We start from the raw sequence: 26,326 nt of genomic DNA on the forward strand, positions 1-26,326 counted from the left end.
CATGCAAGCCGCCTCGTCGCGCGCCTGAATGAAGCTTGCATTATGGTGTTGGGAAGAAAAACGGGTGCCATGCACCCGTTAAAACAGGCCCGGGCAGCGTCGCGCCACCGGGCTTTACAGACTTAAATCTTGCCGACCAGGTCCAGAGAAGGAGACAGGGTTGCTTCGCCTTCTTTCCATTTCGCCGGGCACACTTCGCCTGGGTGAGATGCCACATACTGAGCGGCTTTCACTTTACGCAGCAGGTCAGATGCATCACGGCCGATGCCTTCAGCGGTAACTTCCATCGCCTGGATGATCCCCTGCGGGTCAACGATGAAGGTGCCACGGTCAGCCAGACCTTCATCTTCACGCATGTTGTCGAAGTTACGGGTCAGGGCGCCAGTTGGGTCGCCGATCATCGCATATTTGATTTTGGCGATGGTTTCGGAGCTGCCGTGCCATGCTTTGTGGGTGAAGTGGGTGTCGGTAGAGACAGAGTAAACGTCTACGCCCAGCTTCTGCAGTTCTTCGTAGTGATCTGCAACGTCGCCCAGTTCGGTCGGGCAGACGAAAGTAAAGTCAGCCGGGTAGAAGAAGAACACGCTCCAGCGACCTTCGGTATCTTTCTCGGTGATCTCTACGAAGTCGCCGTTTTTGAATGCCTGGTTTTTGAACGGTTTGATTTTGGTGTTAATTAAAGACATCTGTACTTCCTCCGTGGTTTCGTTGAGGGCTAAGGTAACCAACTTTGCCCGGACGGGCTAATGCGTTCGCCGTATCGAATCAATCAGCGATACCTAACAACCCTGGGAAGCCACCCTGTGAGCTGAACGTAAAAAGGCCGCCTTAACGGCGGCCCTGTTACCTGACATACCTGAAGATATCTCAGTGCCAGCCGGAGCTGGCGATGCGTTGCGCTCTACATTACCTTTTGCAAGGTCGTGACAGCGAACGGATTACACCACCCGCTCCAACAAAGGGCAATTGGCGAAGCCGTTTAAAATATCTATGGCTATGATAGGTTTTGCCGAAACGCTTCCTTTGCCCATAATTTTATAAGGATTGATCATGTTCAGACCCGCCCTGCTCCTCACGCTTCTGCCGCTTATCGCCCATGCAGAAGAGCTGCCAGCACCGGTTAAAGCCATTGAAAAACAAGGTATCACCATCATTAAACCCTTCGAGGCACCCGGCGGCGTGAAGGGCTGGCTGGGCAAATATCAGGATATGGGCGTCACCATATACCTGACGCCGGATGGCAAGCATGCAATCTCCGGCTATATGTATGATGAAGAAGGTAAAAACCTCAGTGAGCAGGTGATTCAGAAAGAAATTTATGCCCCTGCCGGACGTGAACTGTGGCAGCGGATGGAGAAAGCCAACTGGCTGCTCGACGGCAATAAAGATGCCCCCCGCATCATTTATGTCTTCGCCGATCCGTTCTGCCCTTATTGCCTGCAGTTCTGGCAGCAGGCACGCCCGTGGGTGGACGCCGGAAAGGTGCAGCTGCGTACGCTGCTGGTGGGGGTGATTAAGCCCGAAAGCACGGGTGCCGCGGCGGCCATTCTTGCCGCAGCCGACCCGGCAAAAACCTGGCACGATTACGAGCGATCCGGAGGAAAAATGGCGCTGACGGCACCCCCGTCCACCTCTCCCGAACATATCAAAACCCTGAATGCTAATCAGGAAATTATGGACGCTCTGGGTGCCAGTGCCACTCCAGCGATTTATTATATGAATGCTAACCAGGAATTACAGCAGGTCGCCGGATTACCCGATAATACGCAGCTGGAGAGCATGATGGGTTCACAGTAGTTCAGGGTGGCGGCAGATACACAACCATGCCGCCTCTTTTTTTCAGAATAAAATTATCTCACTGAGCAGGTGCTATTTATTTCATAACTCTCTGGTCATGATATATTAAGCTGAAATTTAAATTGAGTTAAGTTTACCTGTCAAATGGATGATGAATGGTTAACTCATATCTATAGTTATTTCGTATCAGATAACGAAACCGATACAGCTAATCAGGACGAATCATGGCTAATCTTTACGATCTGAAAAAATTTGATCTTAATCTACTGGTCATTTTTGAATGTATTTATCAGCACCTTAGCATCAGTAAAGCTGCTGAAACCTTGTTTATCACCCCCTTCCGCGGTCAGCCAGTCTCTACAGCGGCTGCGTACCCAGCTCGACGATCCGCTGTTTATCCGCGCGGGTAAAGGCATTACACCGACCACCGTGGGTACTAACCTGCATGTTCACCTTGAGCAAAACCTCAATCAGCTTGAACAAACCATCAACCTGATGCACAGCTCTGGCCTGACGAAGAAATTCCATATTTACTCCCCGCCGATGATGACCACAAGCGCCATACTTTATCCCATTAAGTTATTGATGGAGGAGCATAATTATGAAATTGAACTCCATGACATGCTGCTTACAGCGGATACGGCTGAAGACCTGCTGGCCTACCGAAAAGCCGACCTGGTGTTCTCCTATAACCCGCTCAGCAACCGCTCCGTCGTCTGCATCCCCTTTAAGGTAATCAATTTTGTGCTCATTTGCCGTGAGGGTCACCCACGAATGGGGAACTCCGTCACTAATGAGGCGCTACTCAATGAAAAATTCACATTTTTTATGACCGAAGAGCCAGGGGTAAAAGCGTTTCAGCGGGAAGTGGCAACCCAATTATCGGACAGAACCATAGCCTTTCGCAGCGACTCGTTTATGTCGTTAATCGCCATGATCAGCACCTCTGACCTGGTGGGGTACATTCCGGAAAATGTCTATGACACCTATCGGGAATGCCTGAATGTTCGTAAGATTGAGACTGAATTTACCTTACCCAAAATTGAAATGTTTATGATGTATAACCGTGCAGCGCTTAACAGCGCGCTATTCTCCCGGTTTATTGAACAGCTATCGCTAAAGTAAAAATGTCTTGTTCAAATTAAGCAGAATAAAATTTTGGTTAATTTTATTCTGCTTTTTTATTTACAACGCCGCGAGTCTTTTTGCCGCCGCCAGCAGCGTGGCTTCCTGTTTCGCAAAACAGAGGCGAATCAGCGTGTGCGGGAACGGATCGGCGCAGAACACCGACAGCGGGATCGCCGCCACACCAGCCTCTTTCGTCAGCCACTGGCAAAACTCGACGTCACCCAGATCGGAGATCGCACTGTAGTCCGCCAGCAGGAAGTAGGTACCTTCGCAGGGCAGGATCTCCAGCCGACTGCCGCGCAGCGCGTCAATAAACAGATCCCGACGGGCGCGATAGAAGTCCGGTAGCTCGCGGTAGTGCTCAGGCTCGTGGCGCAGCATGTCGGCAATCGCCAACTGTGCCGGGGTGTTGACCGCAAAAGTCAAATACTGATGCACCTTGCGCAGCTCGGCGCTAATCGCCGCTGGTGCCACGCAGTAGCCCACTTTCCAGCCGGTCATATGAAACGTTTTTCCAAACGACGACACCGCAATCGCCCGCTCACGCAGCTGCGGATGGGCCAGCACGCTGGCATGTCCCGCATCGGTAAAGCAGATATGCTCGTAAACTTCATCGCTCAGAACGTAAATTTCACGTTCGGCAATCGCCTGCCAGAGTGCGGCAAAATCCGCATTCTGCCACACCGTCGCCGACGGGTTGTGCGGTGTATTGAGGATCACCAGCCGGGTTTTTTCGCTCAGCAGGGCTGCAAACGCCTGCCAGTCCGGACGGAAATGCGGCGGCTGCAGCGCCACCCGCTTCACCACCCCACCCGACAGGGCAATCGCCGGGGCGTAGCTGTCATAGCTCGGATCAAAGCAGATCACTTCATCGCCGGTGCGCACCAGGGCAGTGATCGCCGCGTACAGGGCTTCGGTGGCACCCGCGGTAACCGTAACGTCACTGTTCGCATCGGGTTTGTAGCCATACCGTTCGGCGGTTTTGTCGGCAATCGCTTCACGCAGCGGCTGCGCACCGGTCATCGGCGCATACTGGTTCGCGCCGTTCGCCACGTGATGCGCCAGCCGCTGCTGGAGGTATTGCGGACCGTCAAAATCAGGGAAACCTTGCGACAGATTGATCGCATTATGCTGCTGCGCCAGGGCGCTCATTTGCGTAAAGATCGTAGTGCCGAGGCTGGGAAGTTTACTCTCTGGAATCAATGGGTTATTGCTCATTATTGTGGGCCCGCGTGTAATACATATGTTGCTGCCACTATAACACGATGTTAGTATTTGGCAATCAAGACGCTTAGACGTCTAAACCATAATGATATTCCTGACCGACAGAGGTAATAAGGAAGATGACAGACAACCTGCAACTCACATCCCTGGTCGACGCCTGCCACTGGATTGGCGCAAAGGGCTGGGCGCCCGCAACCGGCGGCAACATGTCGATCCGCCAGGACAATAGCTGGTGCTGGCTCAGCGAATCCGGCAAAGATAAAGGCAGCCTGACCAGCGATGATTTCCTGCAGGTTGAGATTGCCAGCAACCGCGCCCCATCCGGGCGTAAACCCTCGGCCGAGACTGGCCTGCACACGCTGGTCTATCGCCTCTTCCCCGAGGCCAATGCGGTGCTGCATGTTCATACGGTGAATGCGACGGTGCTGTCACGACTGGTTAAAGAGCCGGCGCTACGCCTGAGCGGCTTTGAGATGCAGAAATCCCTCAGCGGCCAGACCAGCCATCTCGATACCCTGTCGATCGCCGTATTTGATAACGACCAAGATATTGACGCGCTGGCGGCGCGCATCGCCGATTACGCGCAGACGCATCCGCTTAATTATGGTTTTCTTCTGCGCGGTCATGGCTTAACCTGCTGGGGACGCGACGTGGCAGAAGCCCGGCGTCACCTTGAAGGCCTCGAATTCCTGTTCGAGTGCGAGATGCGTTTACGACACCTGGAGAGAGTATGATTCGCGCGATTGTGACGGATATTGAAGGCACCACCAGCGATATTCGTTTTGTCCATAATGTCCTGTTCCCTTATGCGCGCGAGCGGCTGGCCGCGTTCGTCAGTGCGCAGCAGTACGCCGAACCGGTAAAGACCATTCTGGACAATCTGCGTGAAGAGATTGCCGAGCCGCAGGCCAGCGCCAGCGAACTGGTCGACACCCTGTTCGCGTTTATGGACCAGGACCGCAAATCAACGGCGCTGAAAGCGCTGCAGGGCATCATCTGGCAGGATGGCTACGTCAACGGCGACTTCACCGGCCACCTCTACCCGGACGTCCTGCCCTCGCTTGAAAAATGGAAAGCGCAGGGCATTGATTTATATGTTTATTCCTCTGGATCCGTTGCAGCGCAAAAACTGTTATTTGGCTACAGCGACGAAGGTGATATTACTCATCTGTTCAGCGGTTATTTTGATACCCACATCGGGGCCAAGCGGGAACCCCAGTCTTATCAGAATATTGCGACGCAAATTGGCGTTGCCCCGTCGCAGATCCTGTTTTTGTCTGATGTTCATCAGGAGCTGGACGCTGCAGAACAGGCAGGTTTTCGCACCCTGCAGTTGATTCGCGGCGATGACGACGGCGCCAGCCATCACCATCAGGTGCACCAGTTCGACGACATCAATCCGGAGCAGATTCCTTCATGAGCGCATTGACCATTTTTTCTGATAACGAAGCCAACCAGCCCCAGTGGCACAGCACCGACGCCGCCGAGATTGCCGAGAAGTTGTATGCCCGCGGCGTCCGCTTTGAACGCTGGGAAGCCGACCGCGATTTAGGCCGCGACCCGGCCGCCGAGACGGTGATTAACGCCTATCAGCACGCCATTGATAAGCTGGTAGCGGAAAAAGGCTATCAGAGCTGGGACGTGATCAGCCTGCGTGCCGACAACCCGCAGAAAGAGGCCCTGCGCGCGAAGTTTCTTAATGAACACACCCACGGCGAAGACGAAGTGCGCTTCTTCGTCGAAGGCGCCGGGCTGTTTTGCCTGCACATTGAGGACCAGGTGTATCAGGTGCTGTGTGAGAAAAACGATCTGATTTCCGTCCCCGCCGGCACCCCGCACTGGTTTGATATGGGCTCCGAGCCGAACTTTACCGCCATCCGCATCTTCGATAACCCGGAAGGCTGGGTAGCCCAGTTTACCGGCGATGCCATTGCCGATGCCTATCCGCGGCTACCTTAGATTTTGTAGGCCGGGTCAGCGTTCGCGCGACCCGGCATTTTTCAGACCGTGCTCCCCGCAAAAATCCCCTGTTCCACCGCGTCCGGCAATACCACACCCGTATCCAGCACCCAACCGCTAATCAGTGCCGCAGGCGTCACGTCAAACGCCGGGTTATAAACCTGGGCATCAACCGGAGCCCACTGCACGGCACCAAAGCTGCCGGCTACCCCGGTGATCTCGCGGGGATCGCGCTGTTCAATCGGGATCGCGTCGCCGTTCGGACAATGCGGATCGAGAGTGGTTTGCGGGGCCGCTACGTAAAAAGGGATCCCGTGAAATTTCGCCAGCACCGCCAGCGAATAGGTGCCGATTTTATTCGCCACATCGCCGTTGGCGGCAATGCGGTCCGCACCCACCCACACTGCATCCACCTGCCCTTTCGCCATCAGGCTGGCAGCCATGGAGTCGGCGATCAGTTGATAAGGCACACCCAGCTCGCCCAGCTCCCAGGCCGTCAGCCTGCCGCCCTGCAGCAGCGGACGGGTTTCATCCACCCAGACGTTACTCACCTTGCCTTGCTGATGCGCAAGGGCAATCACCCCCAGCGCCGTGCCGATGCCCGCTGTCGCCAGCCCGCCGGTGTTGCAGTGGGTCAGCAGGCGGCTGCCCGGCTGCACCAGCGCGCTTCCTGCAAGAGCAATGGCTTCACAGAGCTGTTTATCTTCTTCTATCAGGCGCAACGCTTCGTCCACCAGCGCGGGAACAAAATCCTCCTGCCACAGGGCCTGCTTCATGCGGTCGAGATTGTTCATCAGGTTCACCGCCGTCGGGCGCGCGGCGCGCAACGTATCCAGCGCCACCGCCAGCGCATCCCGGTTGTGACCCTGTTCCGCCAGCAGCGCCAGTAGCAGGCTGGCAGAGAGACCAATCAGCGGTGCACCGCGCACCCTCAGGGCGTGAATATGCCCCACCAGCGCCTCTACCGTTGAGGCATCCAGCCAGCGTTTCTCCTGCGGGAGCGCCTGTTGATCGAGAATAAATAACTGATTGTTCGCCACTCGCAGGCTGGTCGTCTGTAATGTCTGCATGTCGTTAATTCTCTGTTGCGTTGTTGTATCACATTGTGTCAGGATGAATTCCAGATGTATAGACGTCTGAATGTCTTTATTATGAGAACCCATGAGGAACCGGCAATGTCGCAATACCGTACCTTTACCGCCCAGGACGCCGTGGCGTACGCCCAGCAGTTTGGTGGCCTTGAAAACCCATCGTCACTGGTAGAGGCGCAGGAGGTGGGCGACGGCAACCTCAATCTGGTGTTTAAAATTTTCGACAGTGAAGGTGTGAGCCGCATTATCGTCAAGCAGGCGTTGCCCTATGTGCGCTGCGTGGGGGAATCCTGGCCGCTGACGCTGGATCGCGCCCGCCTCGAAGCAGAAACTCTGGTCGAGCACTATCAGCACAGCCCGCAGCACACGGTCAAAATCCACCACTTCGACCCCGAGCTGGCGGTGATGGTGATGGAGGATCTCTCCAGCCATAAGATCTGGCGCGGGGAGCTGATCGGCAATGTGTACTACCCGCAGGCCGCGCGTCAGCTGGGCGAATACCTGGCGCATACCCTGTTCCACACCAGCGATTTTTATCTGCACCCGCACGCTAAAAAAGCGCGGGTGGCGCAGTTCATCAATCCGGAGATGTGCGAGATCACCGAAGACTTGTTCTTCAACGATCCGTACCAGATCCACGAGCGTAATAATTATCCGGCGGCGCTGGAAAACGACGTTGCCGCCCTGCGCAATGATGACCAGTTGAAGATCGCCGTCGCCTCCCTGAAGCACCGCTTCTTCTCTCAGGCCGAAGCGCTGCTGCACGGCGATATTCACAGCGGCTCGATTTTTGTCGCCGACGGCAGCCTGAAGGCGATTGACGCCGAGTTCGGCTACTTTGGCCCGATTGGCTTTGATATCGGGACTGCCATTGGCAACCTGCTGCTTAACTTCTGCGGCCTGCCGGGCCATCTCGGGATCCGCGACGCGGCCGCCGGACGTGAACAGCGTCTGATCGACATCCAGCAGCTGTGGACCACCTTTGCCGAACGCTTCCAGGCGCTGGCTGCGGAAAAATCCCGTGATGCCGCGCTGTGCGTGCCAGGCTATGCCTCTGAGTTTTTGAAAAAGGTGTGGCAGGACGCGATTGGCTTCTGCGGCACCGAGCTTATCCGCCGCAGCGTGGGCCTGTCGCACGTGGCGGATATCGACACCATTCAGGATGACGAAATGCGCCACGAATGCCTGCGCCACGCCATTACGCTGGGCAAAGCGCTGATTGTGATTGCCGACCGGATCGACAGCGTGGACGCGCTGGTGGCACGGGTGCGTCAGTACAGCTGATTGTTCTCCTCTCCCTTCGGGAGAGGAGGTTTACCCCAGATACTCAATCACCGACAACCCGCCGTTGTAATCCGTGCTGTAAATGATTCCCTGCGCATCGACAAACACATCGCACGACTGGATCACCTGCGGGCGATTCGGTCGGGTATCCATCATCCTTGCGGGTGCTGCGGGAACCAGCGCCCCGGTCTCCACCGGCCGATACGGGTCCGAAATGTCATACGCCCTCACGCCCGCATTCTGATACGTGGCAAAAATCAGCGTTGAGCTGACAAAGCTCCCAGGACGGTTTTCGTGCAGGTTGTGCGGCCCGAAGTGCGCCCCTTTTGCCACGTAATCCCTTTCGTTCGGCTGCGGGAAGGTGGAGATGCTAACGGGGTTCGACGGCTCGCGAATATCAAACAGCCAGATGTGTTTTTCACCATCCTCCTGATTGTCGAGCACCGCTTCGTCCAGCACCACCAGCAGATCCCGGTCCGGCAGCGGCAGCGCGGTATGGGTGCCACCCCCAAACGGTGGGCTCCAGTTGCGATGGCTGATAAGCCTCGGCTGGCTGCGATCTTTCACATCCAACAACGTCAGGCCGCCGTCGCGCCAGCTGCCGTAGGCGGTATCGCCAGCGATAATCGCGTGGTGCAACGCATAGCGTTTGCCCTCAGGCCAGTCGGGAGTTTCCCCTGCGGCCTGGTGCATCCCCGGCAGCCACCAGCGCCCGGCGACCTCCGGTTTACGCGGATCCGCCAGATCGATGGTCAGGAAGATGTAATCGGTAAAGCCGTCAATCAGCGCCGAGACGTAGGCCCAGCGCCCGCCAACGTACCAGATGCGGTGAATGCCAATCCCGTCCAGCGACAGGAAGCTGATTTCGCGCGGCTTATCCGGGGTCGAAATATCAAAAATACGCAACCCCGCGCTCCAGCCTTTGTCCTGCACGTCGCTGACCGTCTCCCCCACCTGGCGGGTGTAGTAGACCTTTTCATCCGCAAAACGGGCATCGGCAAACAGATCCCGGGCGTTGATCACCAGCAGCAGATCGTCGTGGGCCTGCAGGTGTACGTTCCAGGTGCCGGGCGGCGCGGGCACATAGCCCACCGCTTTCGGGTTTTTCGGATCGCGCACGTCAACAATCGAAAAACCCTGTGACACCATATGGCCGATATAAGCAAAGCCGCGATGCACCATCAGCTGCACGCCATCCGGGCGACCGCCCTGATCGCTGTGGCCAATCAGCCGCATATTGCGGCTGTATTCGGGTGTGGGCAAAACACTCATTTGTTTTTCGCTTCCAGGGTCGCAAACCACGGTGCGATAAAGTCTTCGGTCTGGCCCCAGCCCGGAATGATTTTGCCCAGTGACGCCACGTTCACCGCGCCAGGCTGTGCCGACAGCAGCGCCTGCGGGATTGCTGCCGCTTTAAAGTCATAGGTTGCCGGGGTGGTTTCACCGGCAATCTTGTTGGCAATGAGACGCACGTTGGTGGCACCAATCAGCTTCGGATCCACCGCCACGCTCACTACCCACGGACTGTTCGCTTCGCGCATCAGCTGGAGATCCTGGTTAGAGATATCGATGCTGTAGAGTTTGATCTCGGTACGGCCGTTCTCTTTCAGGGCTTTATACGCGCCCTGGCTGAAGGCATCCCAGGTACCCCAGATGGCGTCGATCTTGCCTTTCGGGTATTTCGCCAGCACTGCACCCACCTTGTTGGCGGTATCGCCCTGCACGTCAGAGGAGACCGCGCCGATAGATTCCAGCTCTTTGATGCCCGGGTTCTGCTTGAGCAGTTCCTGATAGGCGGTCTGACGACGCTCCATTGGCGGGAAGCCAGCTACCCACAGCTTGATGATGTTAGCCTTGCCGTTGAAGTCTTTCACCAGCTGGCCGAACGAGAGATTGGTCAGGGAGGCGTCATCCTGCTGGGTGACGGTTACGCCCGGGATCTCGCCGTTCACGGCGGTATCAAACACGGCCACTTTGATCCCTGCATCGACCGCTTTTTTGATAAGCGCGGTGGAGTAAGGATCGCGGCCCTGAGAGAGGATAATGCCGTCGTATTTCTGGCTGATCGCCTGGTTCACGAAGTCCTGGAATTTGGCGTCATCACCGTTGCTTAAAAAGGTGCTGACCTTAAAGCCGAGCTTTTTCCCTTCCTGAATGGCACCGGAGACAAACTGGGTGGTGTTGTCGTCCGAGCCCAGGTTACGGATCACCGCAATCCGGATCTGTCCGTCATGGTTGGCAATCGCGGCCGGAACCGGTGCAGGTGTTGCGGCGTAGCCCGGTAACGATGACAGTAACCCCAGCGCAACTAAAGAGAGTGCAATTTTTTTCATTATGATTTTCCGTTGTGTTGTTAACGTTTTTGTATGTAGGTGATTGCCAGCGCAACCGCCAGCACCAGCCCTTTTATAATGTCCATCGCGTAATACGGCACCGAGAGCATCACCAGCCCGTTGGAGAGCACGCCGAGGATCACCGCCCCCACCAGCGTGCCCAGCGCATTCGGTTTACCGGAACCCGCCAGCGAAAAGCCGATCCACGCTGCTGCCACCGCATCCATCAGATAGCCACCGCCCGCATTCACCTGCGAGGAGCCAATGCGCGAGGCCAGCAGAATGCCGCCCAGACCGGCCAGCAGCGAAGCAATCACGTAAGCTGCCACCTTGTAGCGGGTGGTGCGAATGCCGGACAGACGCGCCGCCTCGGGGTTGCCACCAATGGCGTACATCCGCCGCCCGTGGGTGGTCAGCGACAGCCCCAGCTGCGCCAGTACGGTCACTGCCAGCATAATAATGACGATGGTGGGTACCTGCCCCAGCGCGCCAAACGCAGCCGGAATAACGCCTTCGGCCATGTCACCGCTCGGCAGAACCATGTTTTCGGTAATCGATCCGCCGTAGCTGTAGGTCATCGCCACGCCCTGAATCACAAACAGGCTGGCCAGCGTGGCGAGCATGTCCGGAATGCGCAGGATGACAATCAAAAAGGCGTTAAACAGCCCGACCAGGGTACAGAGCGCCAGGGTAATCAGGATCGACTCGGTGGTGCCAAAGCCGTGCCAGACGAAGAGTGAGATCACCAGCGCGTTCGCCAGCGACGCGGTCGAGCCGACCGAAAGATCAAACCCGCCGACGGTCAGCGAGATGGAGACGCCAATAGCAATCACCGTCACGATGGCGATGGAGCGCAGAATGTTGATGATGTTAAAGGGATCGAGGAAGTTCTCCGACGCCACGCCAAAAATGGCCACCAGCGCGACCACCGTCAGCAACATGCCCCATTTATAGAGAAAATCGAAAATTTGCTGACGGCCAGACGCCGCCGCAGTCACTGAAAGGGCCTTGCTCACGACGCCGTTCCTCCGGTTGAATAATAAAGTAATGTCTCTTCGCGGGCGCTTGCCCCGTCCACTTCCGCCACAATGCGCCCGTCCCACAGCACGCAGATGCGGTCGCAGAGGCCTACCAGCTCGGCGAATTCGCCCGAGGCGTAAATCACTCCTTTGCCTTCCCGCGCCAGGCCGTCGATCAGCTGGAACAGGTCGGTTTTGGCCTTCACGTCCACCCCTTTGGTAGGCTCGTCGAAGATCAGCACCTGCGCATTCCCGCGCAGCCATTTGCCAATCGCCACTTTCTGTTGATTACCGCCGGACAACCGACGCAGTACCTGCCCCGGGCCGCGCGTACGCACGCCGACCCGGGCAATCACCTCTTCCGCCCAGCGCCACGCCTGACGGTGGCCGAACAGGCTCCAGCGCGAGAACGTGTTATCGGCGCTGACGGCCAGGTTCATGCTTACCGGCTCATCGATAAAAATGCCCTCTTTGCGCCGCTCTTCCGGCACCAGCGCCAGTCCGCGCAGTACCGAATCCGCCGGGTCCCGCGGTTTCCAAGGCTGCTGGTTCAGTTCGCCCTTCGCTACCCGACTTTTGCTGGCACCAAACAGCGCTTTGCAGAGTTCCGTTTTCCCGGCCCCCGCCAGCCCGGCAATCCCGAGGATTTCGCCTTTGCGCAGGTGCAGGGAGATATCCTTCAGCAGCCCTTCGTCATGCAATCCCTCTACGCGGAGCAGGGTTTCATCACTGTAGGCCGGGCGTGCAGGCGGATAGATATCGCTCAACTCGTGGCCGAGCATCTTCTCGACAATCGCCTCGCCGCTCAGCTCGGCCATCGGCCCGGACTCAATCATCTTGCCGTCGCGCAGCACGGTTAAGGTGTCGCAGATCGCTTTCAGCTCATGAATGCGGTGCGAGATAAACACCACCCCAATCCCCTGCTGCTGCAAACGACGCACCACCGCGAACAGCCGTTCGCTCTCATGAGCGTCCAGCGGCGCGGTGGGTTCATCCAGAATGAGAAAACGACAGTGATGGGAGAGCGCCCGCGCCAGCAAAATCTGCTGCTTTTCGGCCAGCGAGCAGCTGTCGATGGAGCGGCGCACGTCGAGAGTGACGTCCAGCTGCGCCAGCGCCTGACGGGCCTGCTCGCGCACGGTACCCCAGCGGTAGCGATGTCCCGGCTGCGCCAGATGGTCGAGCATGATATTTTCGGCAATACTGAGGCCGGGGATCAGCGCCACGTCCACTTCCTGCTGCACCAGATGAATGCCCAGCCGTTTGGCATCGACCGGTTCGCGAATGGCGACCGGCTGATTGTTAATGCTGATTTCGCCTTCATAGCGCGCGTGCGTGCCGCACAGCACCGCCATCAGAGTGGATTTCCCGGCACCGTTCGCGCCGGTGAGCGCGTGAACCGATCCGCCCGTCAGCGTAAAATCGACGCGCGACAGCGCCTGAAAGCCCGAAAAGGCCAGGCTGATGCCACGCATCTCGAGGCGACTGGTTATCATCCGCCGTGATCCCTATGATTAATCTTTTGATTTATAGAATTTTTCACAGCCGGGTCTGGCTGGCAACGACAGAAAAAGCATAAGATAAAGCAAAATAATATTAGCCATCCGGATGTCCAGACATAACATCAGGTTAGCGCTTCGCAAAAAGGACAACAACATGAGCAACACTGATATCCGCGTCGTTCCCGGCCCGGCCAACTACTACTCCCACGCCGGGGCCCTTGCCCGCCTGCACGATTTCTTTACCCCGGAGCAACTCGACCGCGCGGTGTGGATCTACGGTGAACGCGCCATTGCCGGTGCACAACCCTTCCTGCCAGAGAGCTTCCATGCAGAGGGGGCAAAACGGCTGCTGTTTACCGGCCACTGCAGCGAGCACGACGTCAACCAGCTGGCGCAGGAGGCCGGAAGCGATCGCAGCGTGGTGATTGGCGTCGGCGGTGGCGCCCTGCTGGATACGGTTAAAGCGGTGGCGCGGCGTCTGGGGCTGCCGGTGGTGGCGATCCCGACCATCGCGGCGACCTGCGCGGCGTGGACCCCGCTGTCGGTGTGGTACAACGATGCCGGGCAGGCGCTGCATTTTGAAATTTTTGATGACGCCAACTACCTGGTGCTGGTCGAGCCTGAGATTATCCTCAACGCCCCGGCGGAATACCTGCTGGCGGGGATCGGCGATACGCTGGCGAAGTGGTACGAAGCGGTAGTGCTGGCCCCGCAGCCTGAAAACCTGCCCCTGACGGTCCGGCTCGGAATTAACGGCGCGCTGGCGATCCGCGACGTGCTGCTGGAACAGAGCGAGCAGGCGCTGGCCGACCAGGCGCGCGGTGAGGTGACGCAGGACTTTCGCGACGTGGTGGATGCCATTATCGCCGGTGGAGGCATGGTCGGCGGGCTCGGCGAGCGCTACACCCGCGTGGCCGCCGCGCATGCGGTGCATAACGGTTTAACCGTGCTGCCGCAGACCGCCCCGTTCCTGCACGGCACCAAAGTGGCGTACGGCATTCTGGTCCAGAGCGCCCTGCTCAACCAGGACGACGTGTTGAACGAACTGGTGGCGGCGTACCAGCGATTCAACCTGCCAACCACCCTGCGCGCGCTGGAAGTGGACATCCACAACCGCGAGGAACTGGATAGAGTCATCGCCCATACCCTGCGTCCGGTGGAGTCGATTCACGCCCTGCCGATCCCGCTCACAGCGGATGTTCTGCGCGCCGCATTTGAGAAAGTGGAAAACCTCACCCGCTAAGCGCATTGACGCCGGGCAAGCGCCTTCTATACCTAATGAGGGTTCTCACCACTCTCTAACGAGGTCATCATGCAGATCGATTTAACAGGTAAGAAGGCGCTGGTTACCGGCGGCAGCCGGGGCCTGGGCCGCGCCATCGCGCTGTCGCTTGCTCAGGCGGGCGCTGATGTGGTTATCACCTATGAAAAATCCGCCGACAAAGCCCAGGCCGTGGCGGATGAAATTACGGCTCTTGGGCGACAAAGCGCGGCGATTCAGGCCGACAGCGCCAGCGCGCAGGCCATTCAGGATGCCGTCACGCACGCGGCGCGCACCCTCGGCGGGCTGGATATTCTGGTCAACAATGCCGGGATTGCGCGCGGGGGTCCGCTGGAAGCGATGACGCTGGCGGACATTGATGCGCTGATCAACGTCAACATCCGTGGGGTAGTGATTGCCACCCAGGCTGCACTCGCGCATCTCTCCGAGGGCGGGCGCATCATTAATATCGGCAGCTGTCTGGCAAACCGCGTGGCCCAGCCCGGCATCTCTGTCTATTCGATGACCAAATCTGCACTCAACTCCCTGACCCGTGGTCTGGCGCGCGATCTGGGCCCGCGCGGCATCACGGTAAACCTGGTGCATCCTGGCCCGACCAACAGTGATATGAACCCGGAGGACGGCGAGCAGGCCGACTCTCAGCGTCAGCTCATTGCCACCGGGCATTACGGCCAGCCGGAAGATATCGCCGCAGCGGTGACGTTTCTGGCCAGCCCCGCCGCCGGGCAGATCTCCGGCACCGGGCTGGATGTCGACGGCGGGCTGAATGCCTGAAGCCTGATCGCATCTTTTATGTCCGCCTCTGTCGCCCGACAGAGGCGCTTTCGCGCCGCCTCGACGGTTGAGGTTTTGCCGCTTTCGCCGGTTTGATCCCCGCTCTACAGTACCCCATAAGACATTCGGAATTTATCTAATAGTCTTATTATTTCCTTATATTTCGTGTGGGCGTACAGTGGAGGTACGGATGGAGATTGTCTGGTCAAAAACCGCAGAGAAGCAATTTTCTAAAATCGATAGTCGGTATCAGAAGCGCATTAAGTCAAGGCGGGAAACAATGGATGACGCCGCCGCACCTGTCGCGGATATTAAGAAATTATCCTCATCCGAAAACCACTATCGATTGCGAATAGGTGACTACAGAGTCATCTACACATTAGCGTATCAGCAGAGTAATACCTGCCACGTTGTGTCAGTTAAACGTCGAACAACCACCACCTATCTTCACGAGGAGCATACGAAATATGACTGTTCAGATAATTAAGGATGAAGAAGGAAAAGCGCAATATGCCGTCATTCCGTACAGTGATTATTTTCGCATGCGCTTAGCCATGCTGGATTATGACGACGATGACGAGAGCGAATGGGAAGACATCCCCTACGAATCAGATATCTATGACAACGTGGGTTTGCCGGGAGAAGTCTGTAACCTGATGCACAGCGAAAATGTCAGCCTACAGGCCGCCTGGCGCATTCACTGCGGCTTATCCCAACAGGACGTCGCCGACAAACTGGGCATCAGCCAGTCCGCCGTGTCACAGCTTGAGGCGGTAGATTCTCGTCCGCAAAAACGCACCCGTGAAAAACTGGCCGCCATTTACGGCTGTAAGCAGGAACAGATCAGTTTGTATTTACCGAAAGAGGGTTAACAGCACTTCGCGCCGCCCTTGCCGCCATAGCGCGCTTCCTGGCGCTCGCGGAAGAACTCCTCGTAGGTCATTGGAGCCTGGTCAGGGTGGGTGATGCGCATATGCTCGACATAGTTATCGTAGTCCGGCACACCAATCATCATTTTGGCCGCCTGGCCTAAGTATTTACCGGCTTTTGACAGGGTATCGAACATAAGGTTACGTCTCGTATTTATCCCCTCTCCCCGCTGGGGAGAGGGTTAAGGTGAGGGATTAATGCGCCCTTTTCACCTGGGTCACAATCTCTTGATAGTTAGCAGGCATCGGCTCATACGGCGTCTCTTTCGCGGTTGGCTTGTCCTGTTTCAGGGCCGCCAGGGCCGTCTTCACAGAGTACAGCGCCAGCACCACAACCACCACCATAAAGAAGATGGTCAGCCCGGCATCCAGACGGTTGTTGAACACCAGCTGTGACAGCTGTGATTTCGTATACTGCGCCGGAATGTTGCCGCTGTCGATCATCGCCTGGAACTTGTTGGCGATCGCGAGGAAGCCCACTTTGGCATCGGCGCTAAAGGCCTTCTGCCAGCCGGCGGTCAGGGTACAGATCAGCAGCCAGGAGGTCGGTACCAGCGCCACCCAGGCGTAGCGTTGCCGCTTCATCTTGAACAGCACCACCGCACAAAGCATCAGCGCCATCCCGGCCAGCATCTGGTTAGCGATACCGAACAGCGGCCACAAGGTGTTGATACCGCCCAGCGGATCGACCACCCCCTGATGGAGGAAGTAACCCCAGGCCAGCACGCACAGCGCCGTCGCCAGCAGGTTGGCCGGCAGCGATTCGGTGCGTTTCAGCCCCGGAGAAATCACCCCCAGCAGATCCTGCAGCATAAAGCGCGCCGCACGGGTTCCCGCATCCACCGCCGTCAGGATAAACAGCGCCTCGAACAGAATGGCGAAGTGATACCAGAAGGAGACGTCCATCAGCCCGCCCAGCGCGCCGTGCAGAATGTAGGCCATCCCTACCGCCAGGGTCGGCGCACCGCCCGCACGGGAGATAATCGACTGCTCGCCCACTTCGTTGGCAATCTGGGTCAAGGTTTCCGGGGTAATGGCAAAGCCCCAGCCGCTGACTACCTGCGCCGCAGACGCCACTACATCCACCGTTCCGGCCGGAGCCAGCACCGCAATCGGGCTGTTCATCGCAAAGTAGACGCCCGGATCGATAATACAGGCCGAGACCAGCGCCATAATGGCGACGAAGGACTCCATCAGCATGCCGCCGTAGCCGATAAAGCAGGCCTGGTTCTCATTCGCCAGCATCTTCGGCGTGGTGCCGGAAGCGATCAGCGCATGGAAGCCAGACACCGCGCCACAGGCGATGGTGATAAACAGGAACGGGAACATGCTCCCGGACCAGACCGGGCCCGTGCCGTCAATAAACTTGGTCAGCGCAGGCATGGTCAGGGTTGGGCGCATGATCAGAATCCCGATCGCCAGCCCAATGATGGTGCCGATTTTCAGGAAGGTAGAGAGGTAATCGCGCGGCGCCAGCAGCAGCCATACCGGCAGCACCGCGGCGACAAAGCCATAGCCCACCAGCATCCACGTGAGCTGCACGCCGGTATAGTCAAAGTACGGCGCCCAGGTTGGGCTCTCAGCTACCCAGCCGCCCGAGATAATGGCGAAGATCAGGAAGAACAGGCCAATCACCGACACTTCACCGATGCGCCCCGGACGCAGATAGCGAATATAGACGCCCATAAAAATCGCCAGCGGGATGGTAAAGGCCACGGTGTAGGTTCCCCACGGGCTGTGGGTCAGGGCTTTCACCACGATCATCGCCAGTACCGCGAGGATAATCACCATAATCATGAAGCAGGCCACCAGCGCAATCACCCCGGCGGTCGGGCCCATCTCCTCTTTCACCAGCTCGCCGAGCGAACGCCCGTCGCGGCGGGTAGAGACGAACAGCACCATAAAGTCCTGCACCGCACCGGCCAGCACTACGCCGGCGAGGATCCAGATCATCCCCGGCAGATAGCCCATCTGCGCGGCAAGCACCGGCCCGACCAGCGGTCCGGCCCCGGCGATGGCGGCAAAATGGTGACCGAACAGCACTTTTTTGTCGGTCGGCACATAGTCCAGACCGTCGTTATGCCGCACCGCAGGCGTCATGCGCGTGGCGTCAACCGCGAGCACGTTATGAGCAATAAACTTCCCGTAAAAGCGATAGGCAATCAGATAAATACAGACTGCGGCAACCACTATCCACAGCGCATTAATCTGTTCCCCGCGATTAAGGGCGATATAGCCCAACGCAAAGGCCCCCACCACGGAGAGCGCAGCCCAGATGAGGTATTTCCCTGAATTAATCATTTTATGGTTTCCATCATCGCAGAAGTGAGATGTTACATTTTGTATCTATAACACTCGCTTAAGATTTAACAACTCAACTACACACAAAAGCAGACATCCAACCAGTCATTTACATAACATTGTTAAGCCGATCACTTTCACCCTGAACGCGGCTCCCGACACCCGCTCTCCAGCTCACACTTCGCGCAAATTCTCCCTTACCCATCATTACAGAATGATTTACATCAGTTTTTTTATGGGTAATCCCACCAGAATGACCGTGCAAGACCACACATTTAACAAGGAAATGAAAATGAAAAGTTCACACCCTGAGGAGTACAAGGTGGGGCCAGGCGCGTATTTTGCGCTGGCCTTTGCAGCGGTCTTTTTCTCCGGCCTGTTAGGCGGAAAAGAGTGGTACGGCGTATTTGATTTCACCACACTGAACGGCGCATTCGGCAAGGTGGTCAGTAAAGCCAGCCTGGACGATGGCACTTTAACGACTGCCACCAGCGCCTTTCGCGGCACCGGCGGCAGCGGCGCGATGGACGGCTTTTTGTTCGCGCTTGGGCTGATCCCGGCGGTGATGTTTGCCCTCGGGATGATCAACGTGCTGGAGCATTACGGGGCCCTACGTGCCGCCCGCAAGCTACTGACGCCGCTGCTGCGCCCGCTGCTGGGGATCCCTGGCACCACTGGGCTTGCGATGATTGGCAGCCTGCAAAGCACCGACGTGGGCGCGTCCCTGACCCGCAACCTCGCCGATGAAGGGCAAATCACCGAGAACGAAAAAGATGTCTTCGCCATGTTCCAGTTCTCGGCCGGGGCGATGATTACCAACTTCTTCTCGTCCGGCGCGATTCTCTTCACCCTGATAGCCGTCGACGGCACAGCGGCGGTGCCCACCTCCATTGGGGCCTGCATCGCGGTGATGTTTATCATGAAAATCGTCGGCGCAAACATGATGCGCCTGATCGTGAGATTCCAGACGAAAGCTCCGGCCACTAACCCGGCAAAAGGAGAAGCCTGATGAGCGCCCCGCAATCGAACCCCGTTATTACCGATGTTTTTGTCGAAGGCGCCCGCAAGGGCTGGAGCATCGCCACCAGCAGCACCCTGCCGAACGTGGTGATGGCCTTTATTATCATCAAAGCGCTGGAGATCACCGGCGCGCTGAAAGGCCTGGGGCTGATATTCGCTCCACTGATGGGGTTGTTTGGCCTGCCAGGCGAAGCCGCCGCAGTGCTGATTGGCGGCTGGATGTCGATGGGCGGTGGGATTGGCGTTGCCATCGGCCTGTTTGATAAAGGCATACTGACCGGTGAGCACCTGGCGATCCTCGCCCCGGCCATCTACCTGATGGGCTCGCAGGTGCAGTATCTCGGGCGCATTCTGGGGGTAATTGGCACCCGCGCCACCCGTATTCCATTGATGATCGGCATTTCGGTTATCAACGCCTTCTTAGCCATGCTGCTGATGCGCATTATTCTCTGAAAAAGGACGTCCCCATGAATCTTGAACACTACATCGATGAACTGAAAATGCTGGTCAACGTCGACTGCGGCACCAAAACCCTCGACGGCGTCGCCAGGGTCGCAGGCATTATGCAGCGCCTCTGGCAGGCCGAAGGCTGGCACACTGAACAGATTGATTTGGGCGATAAGGTCGGCCCCGGCGTGTTGGTCACCAACACGCCGCCGGCCGACCGCTTTGACGTGCTGCTGGTCGGCCATCTGGACACCGTCTTTGCCCCCGGTACCGTGGCGCAGCGCCCGCTGAGTCAGGATGAGACGCGTCTGTACGGCCCCGGCGTCTCGGACATGAAAAGCGGCCTGCTGAACATTCTGTGGGCAATGCGCGGACTGGATGCGGCAGATAACGCACGGCTGTCGATAGCGGTAGCGATGAACCCCGACGAAGAGACCGGTTCCGTGTACTCCCACCACTGGATTGGCGAGCTGGCGAAACGGTCCCGCTGCGTGCTGGTGTGCGAAGCCGCACGCGCCGACGGATCGCTGGTGAAAGCGCGTAAAGGGATGGCGGGTTACACGCTCGAATTCAGCGGCGTGGCGGCCCATGCCGGCAACGATCCGGAGAAAGGCCGCTCGGCAATCGTGGCCCTCGCCCACAGTATTCTGGCTATCAACGGCTTAACGGATCTGGCGCGCGGCACCACCCTGAACGTCGGGGTGATAAGCGGCGGCAGCGCGGGCAACGTGGTGGCAGACAGCGCCACTGCCGAACTCGACGTCCGTTTCTGGGAAAATGACGAGTGCGATCGGGTACATCAGGCACTGGCGTCTTTGTGCGCCAGGGGCTTCCTCGACGGCGTCACCACCACCCTCACCCGGGTGAATCACAAACCGGCAATGGCCGCCAGCGACGGGACGCGCGCATTGATGCAGCTGGTTGAAAAAGCAGGCAGTGAAGAAGGGATCGCCATCACCTGGCAGGCGGTGGGCGGCGGCAGCGATGCTAACCATACTGCCGCGCTGGGCATTCCTACCCTCGACGGCTTTGGCCCGACCGGGGCCGGTTTCCACAGTCCGGCTGAGTGGCTGGATAAAGCCTCCATTGAGCCGCGGATTCGGTTGTTAAAGCGGGTAGTGTCGATGCTGTAAAGGTCCCCTCACCCTAACCCTCTCCCCATAGGGGAGAGGGAACAGTCCGGTGCGGAGTTTTAGATTGTGCTCGCTCTGCTTTTCACCCTCTCCTCTTTGGAGAGAGGGAACAGTCCGGTGCGGGGTTTAAGATTGTGCTCGATCTGCTTTTCACCCTCTCCTCTTTGGGGAGAGGGCCGGGGTGAGGGGCCCAGAGCGCACAATCTCAACTTACCCCAGCACCATCGTACTTAACCGGCAGGTACAGCAGCGCCGTCCCTGCTCGTCAAACACCACGATTTCCCAGCTCTGGCTGGTACGCCCCAGGTGCAGCGGCTGACAAACGCCGCGCACCTTTCCCTGCGACACCGCGCGGTGATGGGTGGCATTCAGCTCCGTTCCCACCACGCTCTGCCCGTCACGGGTCATCAGAAAACCGGCCATCGACCCCAGCGTCTCCGCCAGTGCCGCGGACGCCCCGCCGTGAAGCAGGCCAAACGGTTGATGGGTGCGGGTATCCACCGGCATCTCGGCTTCAAGCGTGTCGTCGCCAATCTGCGTATAGACAATCCCCAGATGCGCCACCATCGTGTTCAGGCTGGTGGCGTTGAGCGCTTCCAGCGATAAATGCCGTTTCCAGATCATCTAGGCCCCCAGCGTCGAGCCGCCATCAACCACGATATCCTGCAGCGTGATGTGGCTGGCGTGGTCAGAGGCGAGGAACAGCACGGTGCTGGCGATCTCTTCGGGACGGGCGATTTTGCCCAGTGGAATGCCCAGCTTGAACTGCTCGCCAAAACCGCGAATGCGCTGCTGTTCGGCATCATCACTCACCCACAGGGTACGCTGCATGTCGGTATCGGTTGAACCCGGCGACACCAGGTTACAGCGCACGCCGCTGCCCGCCAGCTCCAGGCCGACGGTCAGCGCCAGGCTTTTCAGCGCCGCTTTCGAGGCGCCATAGGCGCTCATACCGATACGCGGCGTGTGCGCGGCATCAGAGGCGACGGTGACAATCGCCCCGCCCTGCTGACGACGGAACTGGCCCATCGTCTGCTGGAACAGGTTGAAGGCCCCGCCAACGTTGACCGCAAAAGTCTGCTGCCAGTCGTCCTGCGACAGCTGCTCGGTGGCCCCCATGCGCAAAATACCGGCGGCATTGACCAGCACATCCAGACGGGTCAGATCGTTGAGCAATCGGCCGCAGACATCAGCCACCTGCTGCGCGTCCGCCACGTTCAGCGTTTCAGTTGCAAACGGATAGCTTGCCTGCGGGAAGGCGATGTCAAAACCGGTCACCTCTGCGCCCGCTTGTGCGAAGGCCTGCGCGGTGGCGTAGCCGATGCCTTTTCCGGCCCCGGTCACCCAGACGGTTTTGCCGCTAAAATCCAGCCCGGCCATTATTTCACCTCGCGGGAGAGCAGTGCCCACCAGGCATCGAGGGTCGGGTTTTTCGCCAGCATCACAAAATCAATGTCGCCGTGCACTTTGCGCCAGCGCGCCGCCAGCGCCATCATGCGCACCGAATCCAGACCGTAGTCGATCAGGTTTTCGTCATCCATTGGCTCGTCGGACTCGTCCAGCAGCGGCAGGATCAGCGCCCGCAGCGCCGCCTTGCTGGCCGGTACCGACGGCAGCAGTTCGTCAGTCATCACCACCCGACCAGAGCGCCCGGCCACGTAGTTGAGCGACATCAGGTGCTCGTCGCGGCTGAAATCTGCCAGCGCATCGGCGACGAAGAATGGCTGGATGTCGCGCATAAAGGCGTCGGTGGCGGTGGTCATGCAGCCGATGTGGGCATACACGCCGGTGATGATCAGCTGGTCGCGACCGCTCTCTTTCAGCATCTGCTCCAGCGGCGAGCGGTGAAATGCGCTGTAGCGCCACTTCACCAGCACGGTATCGGCCTCGTCCGGGGCCAGCGCGGCCACGATGCGCTGCTGCTCCGGCGAGCGGGTCAGGCCCGGCCCCCACATGTCGTTCAGCAGGGCGCGGTCTTCATCGCTCTGCTCTTTTGGCTGGGCGGTGTAATAAACCGGGATATTGTGCTTTTTGGCATAGTCACGCAGCGCCGCGATATTGGCGACCACCTGCTCCATCATCGGGCAGTTATCGCCCCAGAAGTTGAGAAAATACTCCTGCATGTCGTGGATCAGCAGCGCCGCGCGCGCGGGCTCCAGCGCCCAGCTCACTTTATTGGTCGGGAGATCGCTTGCGCCTGGCAGCGCGTAGCCGGTTAATTTTGGAATTGCCATTGTATGCTCCTCAGCCCTGCGCCCGTTCGGCCAGCCACAGGCGTAATTGTTTTTTATCGACTTTGCCCACCGGCGTCAGCGGCAGTGCATCCAGGCACTCCACGCGATCCGGCAGTTTGAATTCAGCCACGCCCTGCTCGCGCAGGAAACGGCGCACCTCGACTGCGCGCAGGGGCTGTTTCACCACCAGATACGCGCAGCTCTTCTCGCCCAGCAGGCTGTCTTCCATGCTGACGAGGGCTGCGTGGATCACCGTCTCATGGCGCAGGAGCAGGTTTTCGATCTCTTCGGCGGCGATCTTTTCCCCGCCGCGGTTGATCTGATCTTTCTCGCGCCCCTGCACGGTAATGTATCCCTGCTCGTCGATGGCGATCAGATCCCCGGAACAGTAAAAGCCGTTCTCATCAAAGGCGCTGGCGTTGTGCTCCGGGCTTTTGTAATAGCCGCGGAAGGTGTACGGCCCGCGCGTCATCAGGCGGCCCACCTCGCCGCGCGGCAGCGGATTGCCGTGTTCATCGGCCACCCAGACTTCATCGTCCGGACACATCGGGCGGCCCTGGGTGTTGGTGATACGCTCCGGGGAATCATCCAGGGCGGTGTAGTTCACCAGCCCTTCAGCCATGCCAAATACCTGCTGGAGCTGGCAGCCGATCTCCGCCGGAATACGCGTTGCCAGGGTCGCGGAGAGTCGCGCCCCGCCCACCTGCAGCAGCTGCAACGACGCCAGTTGGGCGTTACCCGCTCCTTCGTTGATGGCCTGCAGCCACAGGCTCACTGCAGGCGGCACCAGCGAGGTGACGGTGATCTGATGCTGTTCAATCAGCGGGAAGCAGATCGTGGCGCTGGGATCGTTTGCCAGTACCACGCAGCCACCGGCCATAAACACCCCCAGCGAGCCGGGGGAGCTCATCGCAAAGTTGTGTGCCGCAGGCAGCGCATTCAGATAACGGGTATCGGCGGTAATGGCGCAGATCTCGTTACTGCGCAGGATGCTGTAGTAATAATCGTTGTGGGTGCGCGGGATCAGCTTTGGCGTGCCGGTACTGCCGCCTGAAAGCTGGAAAAACGCCACTTCATCAGCTGGCGTTGGGGTGGCGACAAAATGTTCTGACGGACGCGCAATGGCGGCTTCCAGCGCGTACTCGCCAGCATCGCCGCGCAGCAGCACGCTGCGCACAGAGCGGTGTTGACTGACAAAGGTATTCAGAAACTCATCGCCCGCAAACAGGGCGTGGGCGCGATCGGCTATCAGCAGCGTGGGTTCAATCTGCAACGCGTAGGCGTTCAGCTCGCTGCGCTGATGGCTGAAGAGCGCATTGACCGGTGCGACGCCCACCTGCAGCAGGGCAAAAAAGGTGATGTAAAACTCGGCGACGTTGCCCAACTGCACCAGCGCGGTTTCGCCACGCTTCACACCCTGCGCCTGCAGGGCTGCGGCCAGATTGTTGACGGACTGGTGGAACTGACGCCAGTTCAGGTGGCGCTCGCCGTCGACTATCGCCCGCGCGTCGCTGTCGGCGTGGCGGGTCAGAATATCGGTCAGGGGCAGATCCTGCCAGTAGCCTTTTTCACGGTAGCGTCGGGCTAAATCGTCGGGCCAGCGGGTAAAGGGAAGGGTCATGGTTAATCCTTAGTGCAAGCCAAAAACGTTCAGCATGGTGGACAGTTTGACGCCGGTTTCGCGCCACTCGGCGACCGGGGAAGAAGCAGGCACGATGCCAGCGCCGGCAAACAGGCGCACACTATTTGCGTGAATGCGCGCGCAGCGGATCGTCACCACCCACTCGCCGTTGCCTTCGCTGTCGCACCAGCCCACAATGCCGCCAAACAGTTCGCGATCGAATGGCTCCAGCTCGGCAATCAGTTCTTTCGCCGCCAGGTGCGGGAAGCCGCTCAGCGCCGGGGTCGGGTGCAGCAGACAGGCCAGCGTCAGGGCATTTTCATCGTCACGCGCCTCGCCTTCCACCGGGGTTGCCAGGTGCCACAAGGTCGGGGTGTTCACCAGCTGCGGGGAGGACGGCATGGTCAGCTGATGGCTGCGCGGGGTCAGCACCGCGTTCATCGCCTGGGTCACCAGCTCGTGTTCATGGCGATCTTTCTGCGAGGCCAGCAGCTTATTGCCCGCCTCGCGATCGAGCATGTCATCTGGCTGACGACGGGCCGAACCGGCCAGCGGCAGCGAGCTAAAATGCCCCCCCTCTTTGCGCAGCAGCAGCTCCGGGCTGGCACCGAGCAGCACGCCGCCATCTTCCAGCGGGACGTGGAAGTTAAAGCTGGCCGGGTTCTGGGCAATCAGCCTTTCCAGCAGGGCGCTGCTGTCGATGTTCTCAACGGTGGCAATATCAATCAGGCGCGAGAGCACCACTTTATTGACGCGCGGGGTGGCGGTCAGCGCCGCGGCGCGGGCGACCATATCCTCAAACGCCAGCTGGGCCGGGATCTCCGTGCGGGTTTTTACCGTCAGCGACTGCGACTGGCTGGCGTAGCGGGCAGACTGCTGGCGCGCCGGTCGGGCAAAACTCTGCCACTGCTGCGGAATAAACAGCGACGACGGCTGGCGGGTATCAAACGGGATCGCCCCCACCATGACGGGGTTGGCAATGCCGTTAGCTTTGGCGTCGGCAAAGGCCTGGGCCAACTGCTGCTGGAAGGCGCTCGCCAGTGAGTCGCCGTCCACCGCCGGGGCAGAAAAGCGGGCAAAACAGCCAGACGTGGTAAAACTGCGATAAGGCGACATAAAAAAGAAGCTGTCAGATTGCAGCGTGGTCGCGATGTGCTGAACATCCTCAGCCAGTGACGTATCCATATCATCCTCCTGAAATGATAAAAGCAGTAAGAATTATTATCATTTATATTTTCGCTCGCTAAC

At 58.6% G+C, this 26,326-nt stretch carries 26 protein-coding genes and 1 pseudogene; 13 read left to right on the top strand and 14 right to left on the bottom strand.

Annotated elements, in window-relative coordinates; translation table 11 throughout:
- Nucleotides 1–122: 122 nt before the first annotated feature.
- Entirely contained in the window at nt 123–686 is a 564-nt protein-coding gene (gene ahpC / locus ACRDD5_RS16675) for an alkyl hydroperoxide reductase subunit C (RefSeq protein WP_438677393.1), read from the bottom strand.
- Between the two features lie 364 nt (nt 687–1,050).
- Between ahpC and dsbG the strand changes: the two genes are divergently transcribed.
- Nucleotides 1,051–1,797: a thiol:disulfide interchange protein DsbG gene (gene dsbG, locus ACRDD5_RS16680; protein WP_438677394.1), complete on the top strand. Its 747-nt coding sequence runs from the start codon at nt 1,051–1,053 to the stop codon at nt 1,795–1,797.
- Between the two features lie 224 nt (nt 1,798–2,021).
- Nucleotides 2,022–2,922, top strand: a pseudogene (gene citR / locus ACRDD5_RS16685) (DNA-binding transcriptional repressor CitR).
- 60 nt (nt 2,923–2,982) lie between these two features.
- Here the strand turns inward: citR and ACRDD5_RS16690 are convergent.
- Complete coding sequence (locus ACRDD5_RS16690; protein ID WP_438677395.1) at nt 2,983–4,143, bottom strand: pyridoxal phosphate-dependent aminotransferase; 1,161 nt, start codon at nt 4,141–4,143, stop codon at nt 2,983–2,985.
- Nucleotides 4,144–4,268: 125 nt separating this feature from the next.
- Between ACRDD5_RS16690 and ACRDD5_RS16695 the strand changes: the two genes are divergently transcribed.
- Genes ACRDD5_RS16695 through ACRDD5_RS16705 form a run of 3 tightly spaced genes read left to right on the top strand, consistent with a single transcriptional unit; the run spans nt 4,269 to nt 6,108 of the window.
- On the top strand, nt 4,269–4,883 hold the full coding sequence (locus tag ACRDD5_RS16695) for a methylthioribulose 1-phosphate dehydratase (RefSeq protein ID WP_438677396.1): 615 nt from the start codon (nt 4,269–4,271) through the stop codon (nt 4,881–4,883).
- Nucleotides 4,880–5,569, top strand: a complete 690-nt coding sequence (gene mtnC, locus ACRDD5_RS16700) for an acireductone synthase (RefSeq protein WP_438677397.1) — start codon at nt 4,880–4,882, stop codon at nt 5,567–5,569. The genes ACRDD5_RS16695 and mtnC overlap by 4 nt, the downstream gene beginning before the upstream one ends.
- On the top strand, nt 5,566–6,108 hold the full coding sequence (locus ACRDD5_RS16705) for a 1,2-dihydroxy-3-keto-5-methylthiopentene dioxygenase (protein ID WP_438677398.1): 543 nt from the start codon (nt 5,566–5,568) through the stop codon (nt 6,106–6,108). The genes mtnC and ACRDD5_RS16705 overlap by 4 nt, the downstream gene beginning before the upstream one ends.
- A gap of 41 nt (nt 6,109–6,149) precedes the next feature.
- Here the strand turns inward: ACRDD5_RS16705 and mtnA are convergent, their stop codons facing one another.
- Nucleotides 6,150–7,178: an S-methyl-5-thioribose-1-phosphate isomerase gene (mtnA, locus tag ACRDD5_RS16710; RefSeq protein ID WP_438677399.1), complete on the bottom strand. Its 1,029-nt coding sequence runs from the start codon at nt 7,176–7,178 to the stop codon at nt 6,150–6,152.
- 105 nt (nt 7,179–7,283) lie between these two features.
- Between mtnA and mtnK the strand changes: the two genes are divergently transcribed.
- Complete coding sequence (gene mtnK, locus ACRDD5_RS16715; RefSeq protein ID WP_438677400.1) at nt 7,284–8,483, top strand: S-methyl-5-thioribose kinase; 1,200 nt, start codon at nt 7,284–7,286, stop codon at nt 8,481–8,483.
- 30 nt (nt 8,484–8,513) lie between these two features.
- On the opposite strand, the gene ACRDD5_RS16720 is transcribed toward mtnK, so the two are convergent.
- From ACRDD5_RS16720 to ACRDD5_RS16735, 4 genes are read right to left on the bottom strand one after another with little or no spacing between them, the layout of a single operon-like run.
- A complete protein-coding gene (locus tag ACRDD5_RS16720; RefSeq protein ID WP_438677401.1) occupies nt 8,514–9,755 on the bottom strand; it encodes an LVIVD repeat-containing protein in 1,242 nt (413 codons plus the stop codon).
- Nucleotides 9,752–10,816, bottom strand: a complete 1,065-nt coding sequence (locus tag ACRDD5_RS16725; RefSeq protein ID WP_438677402.1) for a sugar ABC transporter substrate-binding protein — start codon at nt 10,814–10,816, stop codon at nt 9,752–9,754. The genes ACRDD5_RS16720 and ACRDD5_RS16725 overlap by 4 nt, the downstream gene beginning before the upstream one ends.
- A 20-nt stretch (nt 10,817–10,836) precedes the next feature.
- Entirely contained in the window at nt 10,837–11,832 is a 996-nt protein-coding gene (locus ACRDD5_RS16730; protein WP_438677403.1) for an ABC transporter permease, read from the bottom strand.
- Nucleotides 11,829–13,331, bottom strand: a complete 1,503-nt coding sequence (locus ACRDD5_RS16735; protein ID WP_438677404.1) for a sugar ABC transporter ATP-binding protein — start codon at nt 13,329–13,331, stop codon at nt 11,829–11,831. The genes ACRDD5_RS16730 and ACRDD5_RS16735 overlap by 4 nt, the downstream gene beginning before the upstream one ends.
- Nucleotides 13,332–13,491: 160 nt before the next feature.
- On the opposite strand from ACRDD5_RS16735, the gene ACRDD5_RS16740 reads away from it, so the two are divergent.
- The 4 genes from ACRDD5_RS16740 (at nt 13,492) to ACRDD5_RS16755 (ending at nt 16,265) form a co-directional block, all read left to right on the top strand.
- Nucleotides 13,492–14,580 (top strand): oxidoreductase, encoded by a 1,089-nt coding sequence (locus ACRDD5_RS16740; RefSeq protein WP_438677405.1) that lies wholly within the window; start codon nt 13,492–13,494, stop codon nt 14,578–14,580.
- Between the two features lie 69 nt (nt 14,581–14,649).
- Nucleotides 14,650–15,393 (top strand): SDR family NAD(P)-dependent oxidoreductase, encoded by a 744-nt coding sequence (locus ACRDD5_RS16745; protein WP_271283509.1) that lies wholly within the window; start codon nt 14,650–14,652, stop codon nt 15,391–15,393.
- Between the two features lie 190 nt (nt 15,394–15,583).
- A complete protein-coding gene (locus ACRDD5_RS16750) occupies nt 15,584–15,880 on the top strand; it encodes a type II toxin-antitoxin system RelE family toxin (protein WP_438677406.1) in 297 nt (98 codons plus the stop codon).
- Entirely contained in the window at nt 15,861–16,265 is a 405-nt protein-coding gene (locus ACRDD5_RS16755) for a helix-turn-helix domain-containing protein (protein WP_271283507.1), read from the top strand. The genes ACRDD5_RS16750 and ACRDD5_RS16755 overlap by 20 nt, the downstream gene beginning before the upstream one ends.
- On the opposite strand, the gene ACRDD5_RS16760 is transcribed toward ACRDD5_RS16755, so the two are convergent.
- Nucleotides 16,262–16,459 (bottom strand): YbdD/YjiX family protein, encoded by a 198-nt coding sequence (locus tag ACRDD5_RS16760; RefSeq protein ID WP_271283506.1) that lies wholly within the window; start codon nt 16,457–16,459, stop codon nt 16,262–16,264. The genes ACRDD5_RS16755 and ACRDD5_RS16760 overlap by 4 nt on opposite strands.
- A 58-nt stretch (nt 16,460–16,517) precedes the next feature.
- Complete coding sequence (gene cstA / locus ACRDD5_RS16765; protein ID WP_438677407.1) at nt 16,518–18,623, bottom strand: pyruvate/proton symporter CstA; 2,106 nt, start codon at nt 18,621–18,623, stop codon at nt 16,518–16,520.
- A gap of 292 nt (nt 18,624–18,915) precedes the next feature.
- On the opposite strand from cstA, the gene ACRDD5_RS16770 reads away from it, so the two are divergent.
- Genes ACRDD5_RS16770 through ACRDD5_RS16780 form a run of 3 tightly spaced genes read left to right on the top strand, consistent with a single transcriptional unit; the run spans nt 18,916 to nt 21,223 of the window.
- Nucleotides 18,916–19,632: a nucleoside recognition domain-containing protein gene (locus ACRDD5_RS16770; protein ID WP_438677408.1), complete on the top strand. Its 717-nt coding sequence runs from the start codon at nt 18,916–18,918 to the stop codon at nt 19,630–19,632.
- On the top strand, nt 19,632–20,096 hold the full coding sequence (locus ACRDD5_RS16775) for a YjiG family protein (protein ID WP_438677409.1): 465 nt from the start codon (nt 19,632–19,634) through the stop codon (nt 20,094–20,096). The genes ACRDD5_RS16770 and ACRDD5_RS16775 overlap by 1 nt, the downstream gene beginning before the upstream one ends.
- Nucleotides 20,097–20,110: 14 nt before the next feature.
- Nucleotides 20,111–21,223, top strand: a complete 1,113-nt coding sequence (locus ACRDD5_RS16780; protein ID WP_438677410.1) for a M20 family metallopeptidase — start codon at nt 20,111–20,113, stop codon at nt 21,221–21,223.
- A 210-nt stretch (nt 21,224–21,433) separates the two neighbouring features.
- Here the strand turns inward: ACRDD5_RS16780 and entH are convergent, their stop codons facing one another.
- Genes entH through entC form a run of 5 tightly spaced genes read right to left on the bottom strand, consistent with a single transcriptional unit; the run spans nt 21,434 to nt 26,263 of the window.
- Nucleotides 21,434–21,847 carry a proofreading thioesterase EntH gene (entH, locus tag ACRDD5_RS16785; protein WP_438677411.1) on the bottom strand — a complete coding sequence of 138 codons (414 nt, stop codon included), beginning with the start codon at nt 21,845–21,847 and terminating at the stop codon, nt 21,434–21,436.
- Complete coding sequence (gene entA, locus ACRDD5_RS16790) at nt 21,848–22,603, bottom strand: 2,3-dihydro-2,3-dihydroxybenzoate dehydrogenase EntA (RefSeq protein WP_271283500.1); 756 nt, start codon at nt 22,601–22,603, stop codon at nt 21,848–21,850.
- Nucleotides 22,603–23,457, bottom strand: coding sequence for an isochorismatase (locus ACRDD5_RS16795; RefSeq protein ID WP_271283499.1), 855 nt, complete (start codon nt 23,455–23,457; stop codon nt 22,603–22,605). The genes entA and ACRDD5_RS16795 overlap by 1 nt, the downstream gene beginning before the upstream one ends.
- Nucleotides 23,458–23,467: 10 nt before the next feature.
- On the bottom strand, nt 23,468–25,078 hold the full coding sequence (gene entE, locus ACRDD5_RS16800) for a (2,3-dihydroxybenzoyl)adenylate synthase EntE (protein ID WP_271283498.1): 1,611 nt from the start codon (nt 25,076–25,078) through the stop codon (nt 23,468–23,470).
- A 9-nt stretch (nt 25,079–25,087) separates the two neighbouring features.
- The gene (gene entC, locus ACRDD5_RS16805) at nt 25,088–26,263 is read right to left on the bottom strand and encodes an isochorismate synthase EntC (RefSeq protein WP_271283497.1); all 1,176 of its coding nucleotides are present in this window, start codon (nt 26,261–26,263) and stop codon (nt 25,088–25,090) included.
- Between the last annotated feature and the right edge of the window lie 63 nt (nt 26,264–26,326).

The sequence above is a fragment of the Silvania sp. genome, assembly GCF_051656365.1.
In the GTDB taxonomy this organism is placed as follows: Bacteria; Pseudomonadota; Gammaproteobacteria; order Enterobacterales; family Enterobacteriaceae; genus Enterobacter; species Enterobacter hatchlandensis.

Excerpts from the sequence above, each read along its gene's own strand:
- ahpC (WP_438677393.1), bottom strand. The coding sequence starts at position 686 with ATGTCTTTAATTAACACCAAAATCAAACCGTTCAAAAACCAGGCATTC.
- dsbG (WP_438677394.1), top strand. The coding sequence starts at position 1,051 with ATGTTCAGACCCGCCCTGCTCCTCACGCTTCTGCCGCTTATCGCCCAT.
- ACRDD5_RS16690 (WP_438677395.1), bottom strand. The coding sequence starts at position 4,143 with ATGAGCAATAACCCATTGATTCCAGAGAGTAAACTTCCCAGCCTCGGC.
- ACRDD5_RS16695 (WP_438677396.1), top strand. The coding sequence starts at position 4,269 with ATGACAGACAACCTGCAACTCACATCCCTGGTCGACGCCTGCCACTGG.
- mtnC (WP_438677397.1), top strand. The coding sequence starts at position 4,880 with ATGATTCGCGCGATTGTGACGGATATTGAAGGCACCACCAGCGATATT.
- ACRDD5_RS16705 (WP_438677398.1), top strand. The coding sequence starts at position 5,566 with ATGAGCGCATTGACCATTTTTTCTGATAACGAAGCCAACCAGCCCCAG.
- mtnA (WP_438677399.1), bottom strand. The coding sequence starts at position 7,178 with ATGCAGACATTACAGACGACCAGCCTGCGAGTGGCGAACAATCAGTTA.
- mtnK (WP_438677400.1), top strand. The coding sequence starts at position 7,284 with ATGTCGCAATACCGTACCTTTACCGCCCAGGACGCCGTGGCGTACGCC.
- ACRDD5_RS16720 (WP_438677401.1), bottom strand. The coding sequence starts at position 9,755 with ATGAGTGTTTTGCCCACACCCGAATACAGCCGCAATATGCGGCTGATT.
- ACRDD5_RS16725 (WP_438677402.1), bottom strand. The coding sequence starts at position 10,816 with ATGAAAAAAATTGCACTCTCTTTAGTTGCGCTGGGGTTACTGTCATCG.
- ACRDD5_RS16735 (WP_438677404.1), bottom strand. The coding sequence starts at position 13,331 with ATGATAACCAGTCGCCTCGAGATGCGTGGCATCAGCCTGGCCTTTTCG.
- ACRDD5_RS16740 (WP_438677405.1), top strand. The coding sequence starts at position 13,492 with ATGAGCAACACTGATATCCGCGTCGTTCCCGGCCCGGCCAACTACTAC.
- ACRDD5_RS16745 (WP_271283509.1), top strand. The coding sequence starts at position 14,650 with ATGCAGATCGATTTAACAGGTAAGAAGGCGCTGGTTACCGGCGGCAGC.
- ACRDD5_RS16750 (WP_438677406.1), top strand. The coding sequence starts at position 15,584 with ATGGAGATTGTCTGGTCAAAAACCGCAGAGAAGCAATTTTCTAAAATC.
- ACRDD5_RS16755 (WP_271283507.1), top strand. The coding sequence starts at position 15,861 with ATGACTGTTCAGATAATTAAGGATGAAGAAGGAAAAGCGCAATATGCC.
- ACRDD5_RS16760 (WP_271283506.1), bottom strand. The coding sequence starts at position 16,459 with ATGTTCGATACCCTGTCAAAAGCCGGTAAATACTTAGGCCAGGCGGCC.
- cstA (WP_438677407.1), bottom strand. The coding sequence starts at position 18,623 with ATGATTAATTCAGGGAAATACCTCATCTGGGCTGCGCTCTCCGTGGTG.
- ACRDD5_RS16770 (WP_438677408.1), top strand. The coding sequence starts at position 18,916 with ATGAAAAGTTCACACCCTGAGGAGTACAAGGTGGGGCCAGGCGCGTAT.
- ACRDD5_RS16775 (WP_438677409.1), top strand. The coding sequence starts at position 19,632 with ATGAGCGCCCCGCAATCGAACCCCGTTATTACCGATGTTTTTGTCGAA.
- ACRDD5_RS16780 (WP_438677410.1), top strand. The coding sequence starts at position 20,111 with ATGAATCTTGAACACTACATCGATGAACTGAAAATGCTGGTCAACGTC.
- entH (WP_438677411.1), bottom strand. The coding sequence starts at position 21,847 with ATGATCTGGAAACGGCATTTATCGCTGGAAGCGCTCAACGCCACCAGC.
- entA (WP_271283500.1), bottom strand. The coding sequence starts at position 22,603 with ATGGCCGGGCTGGATTTTAGCGGCAAAACCGTCTGGGTGACCGGGGCC.
- ACRDD5_RS16795 (WP_271283499.1), bottom strand. The coding sequence starts at position 23,457 with ATGGCAATTCCAAAATTAACCGGCTACGCGCTGCCAGGCGCAAGCGAT.
- entE (WP_271283498.1), bottom strand. The coding sequence starts at position 25,078 with ATGACCCTTCCCTTTACCCGCTGGCCCGACGATTTAGCCCGACGCTAC.
- entC (WP_271283497.1), bottom strand. The coding sequence starts at position 26,263 with ATGGATACGTCACTGGCTGAGGATGTTCAGCACATCGCGACCACGCTG.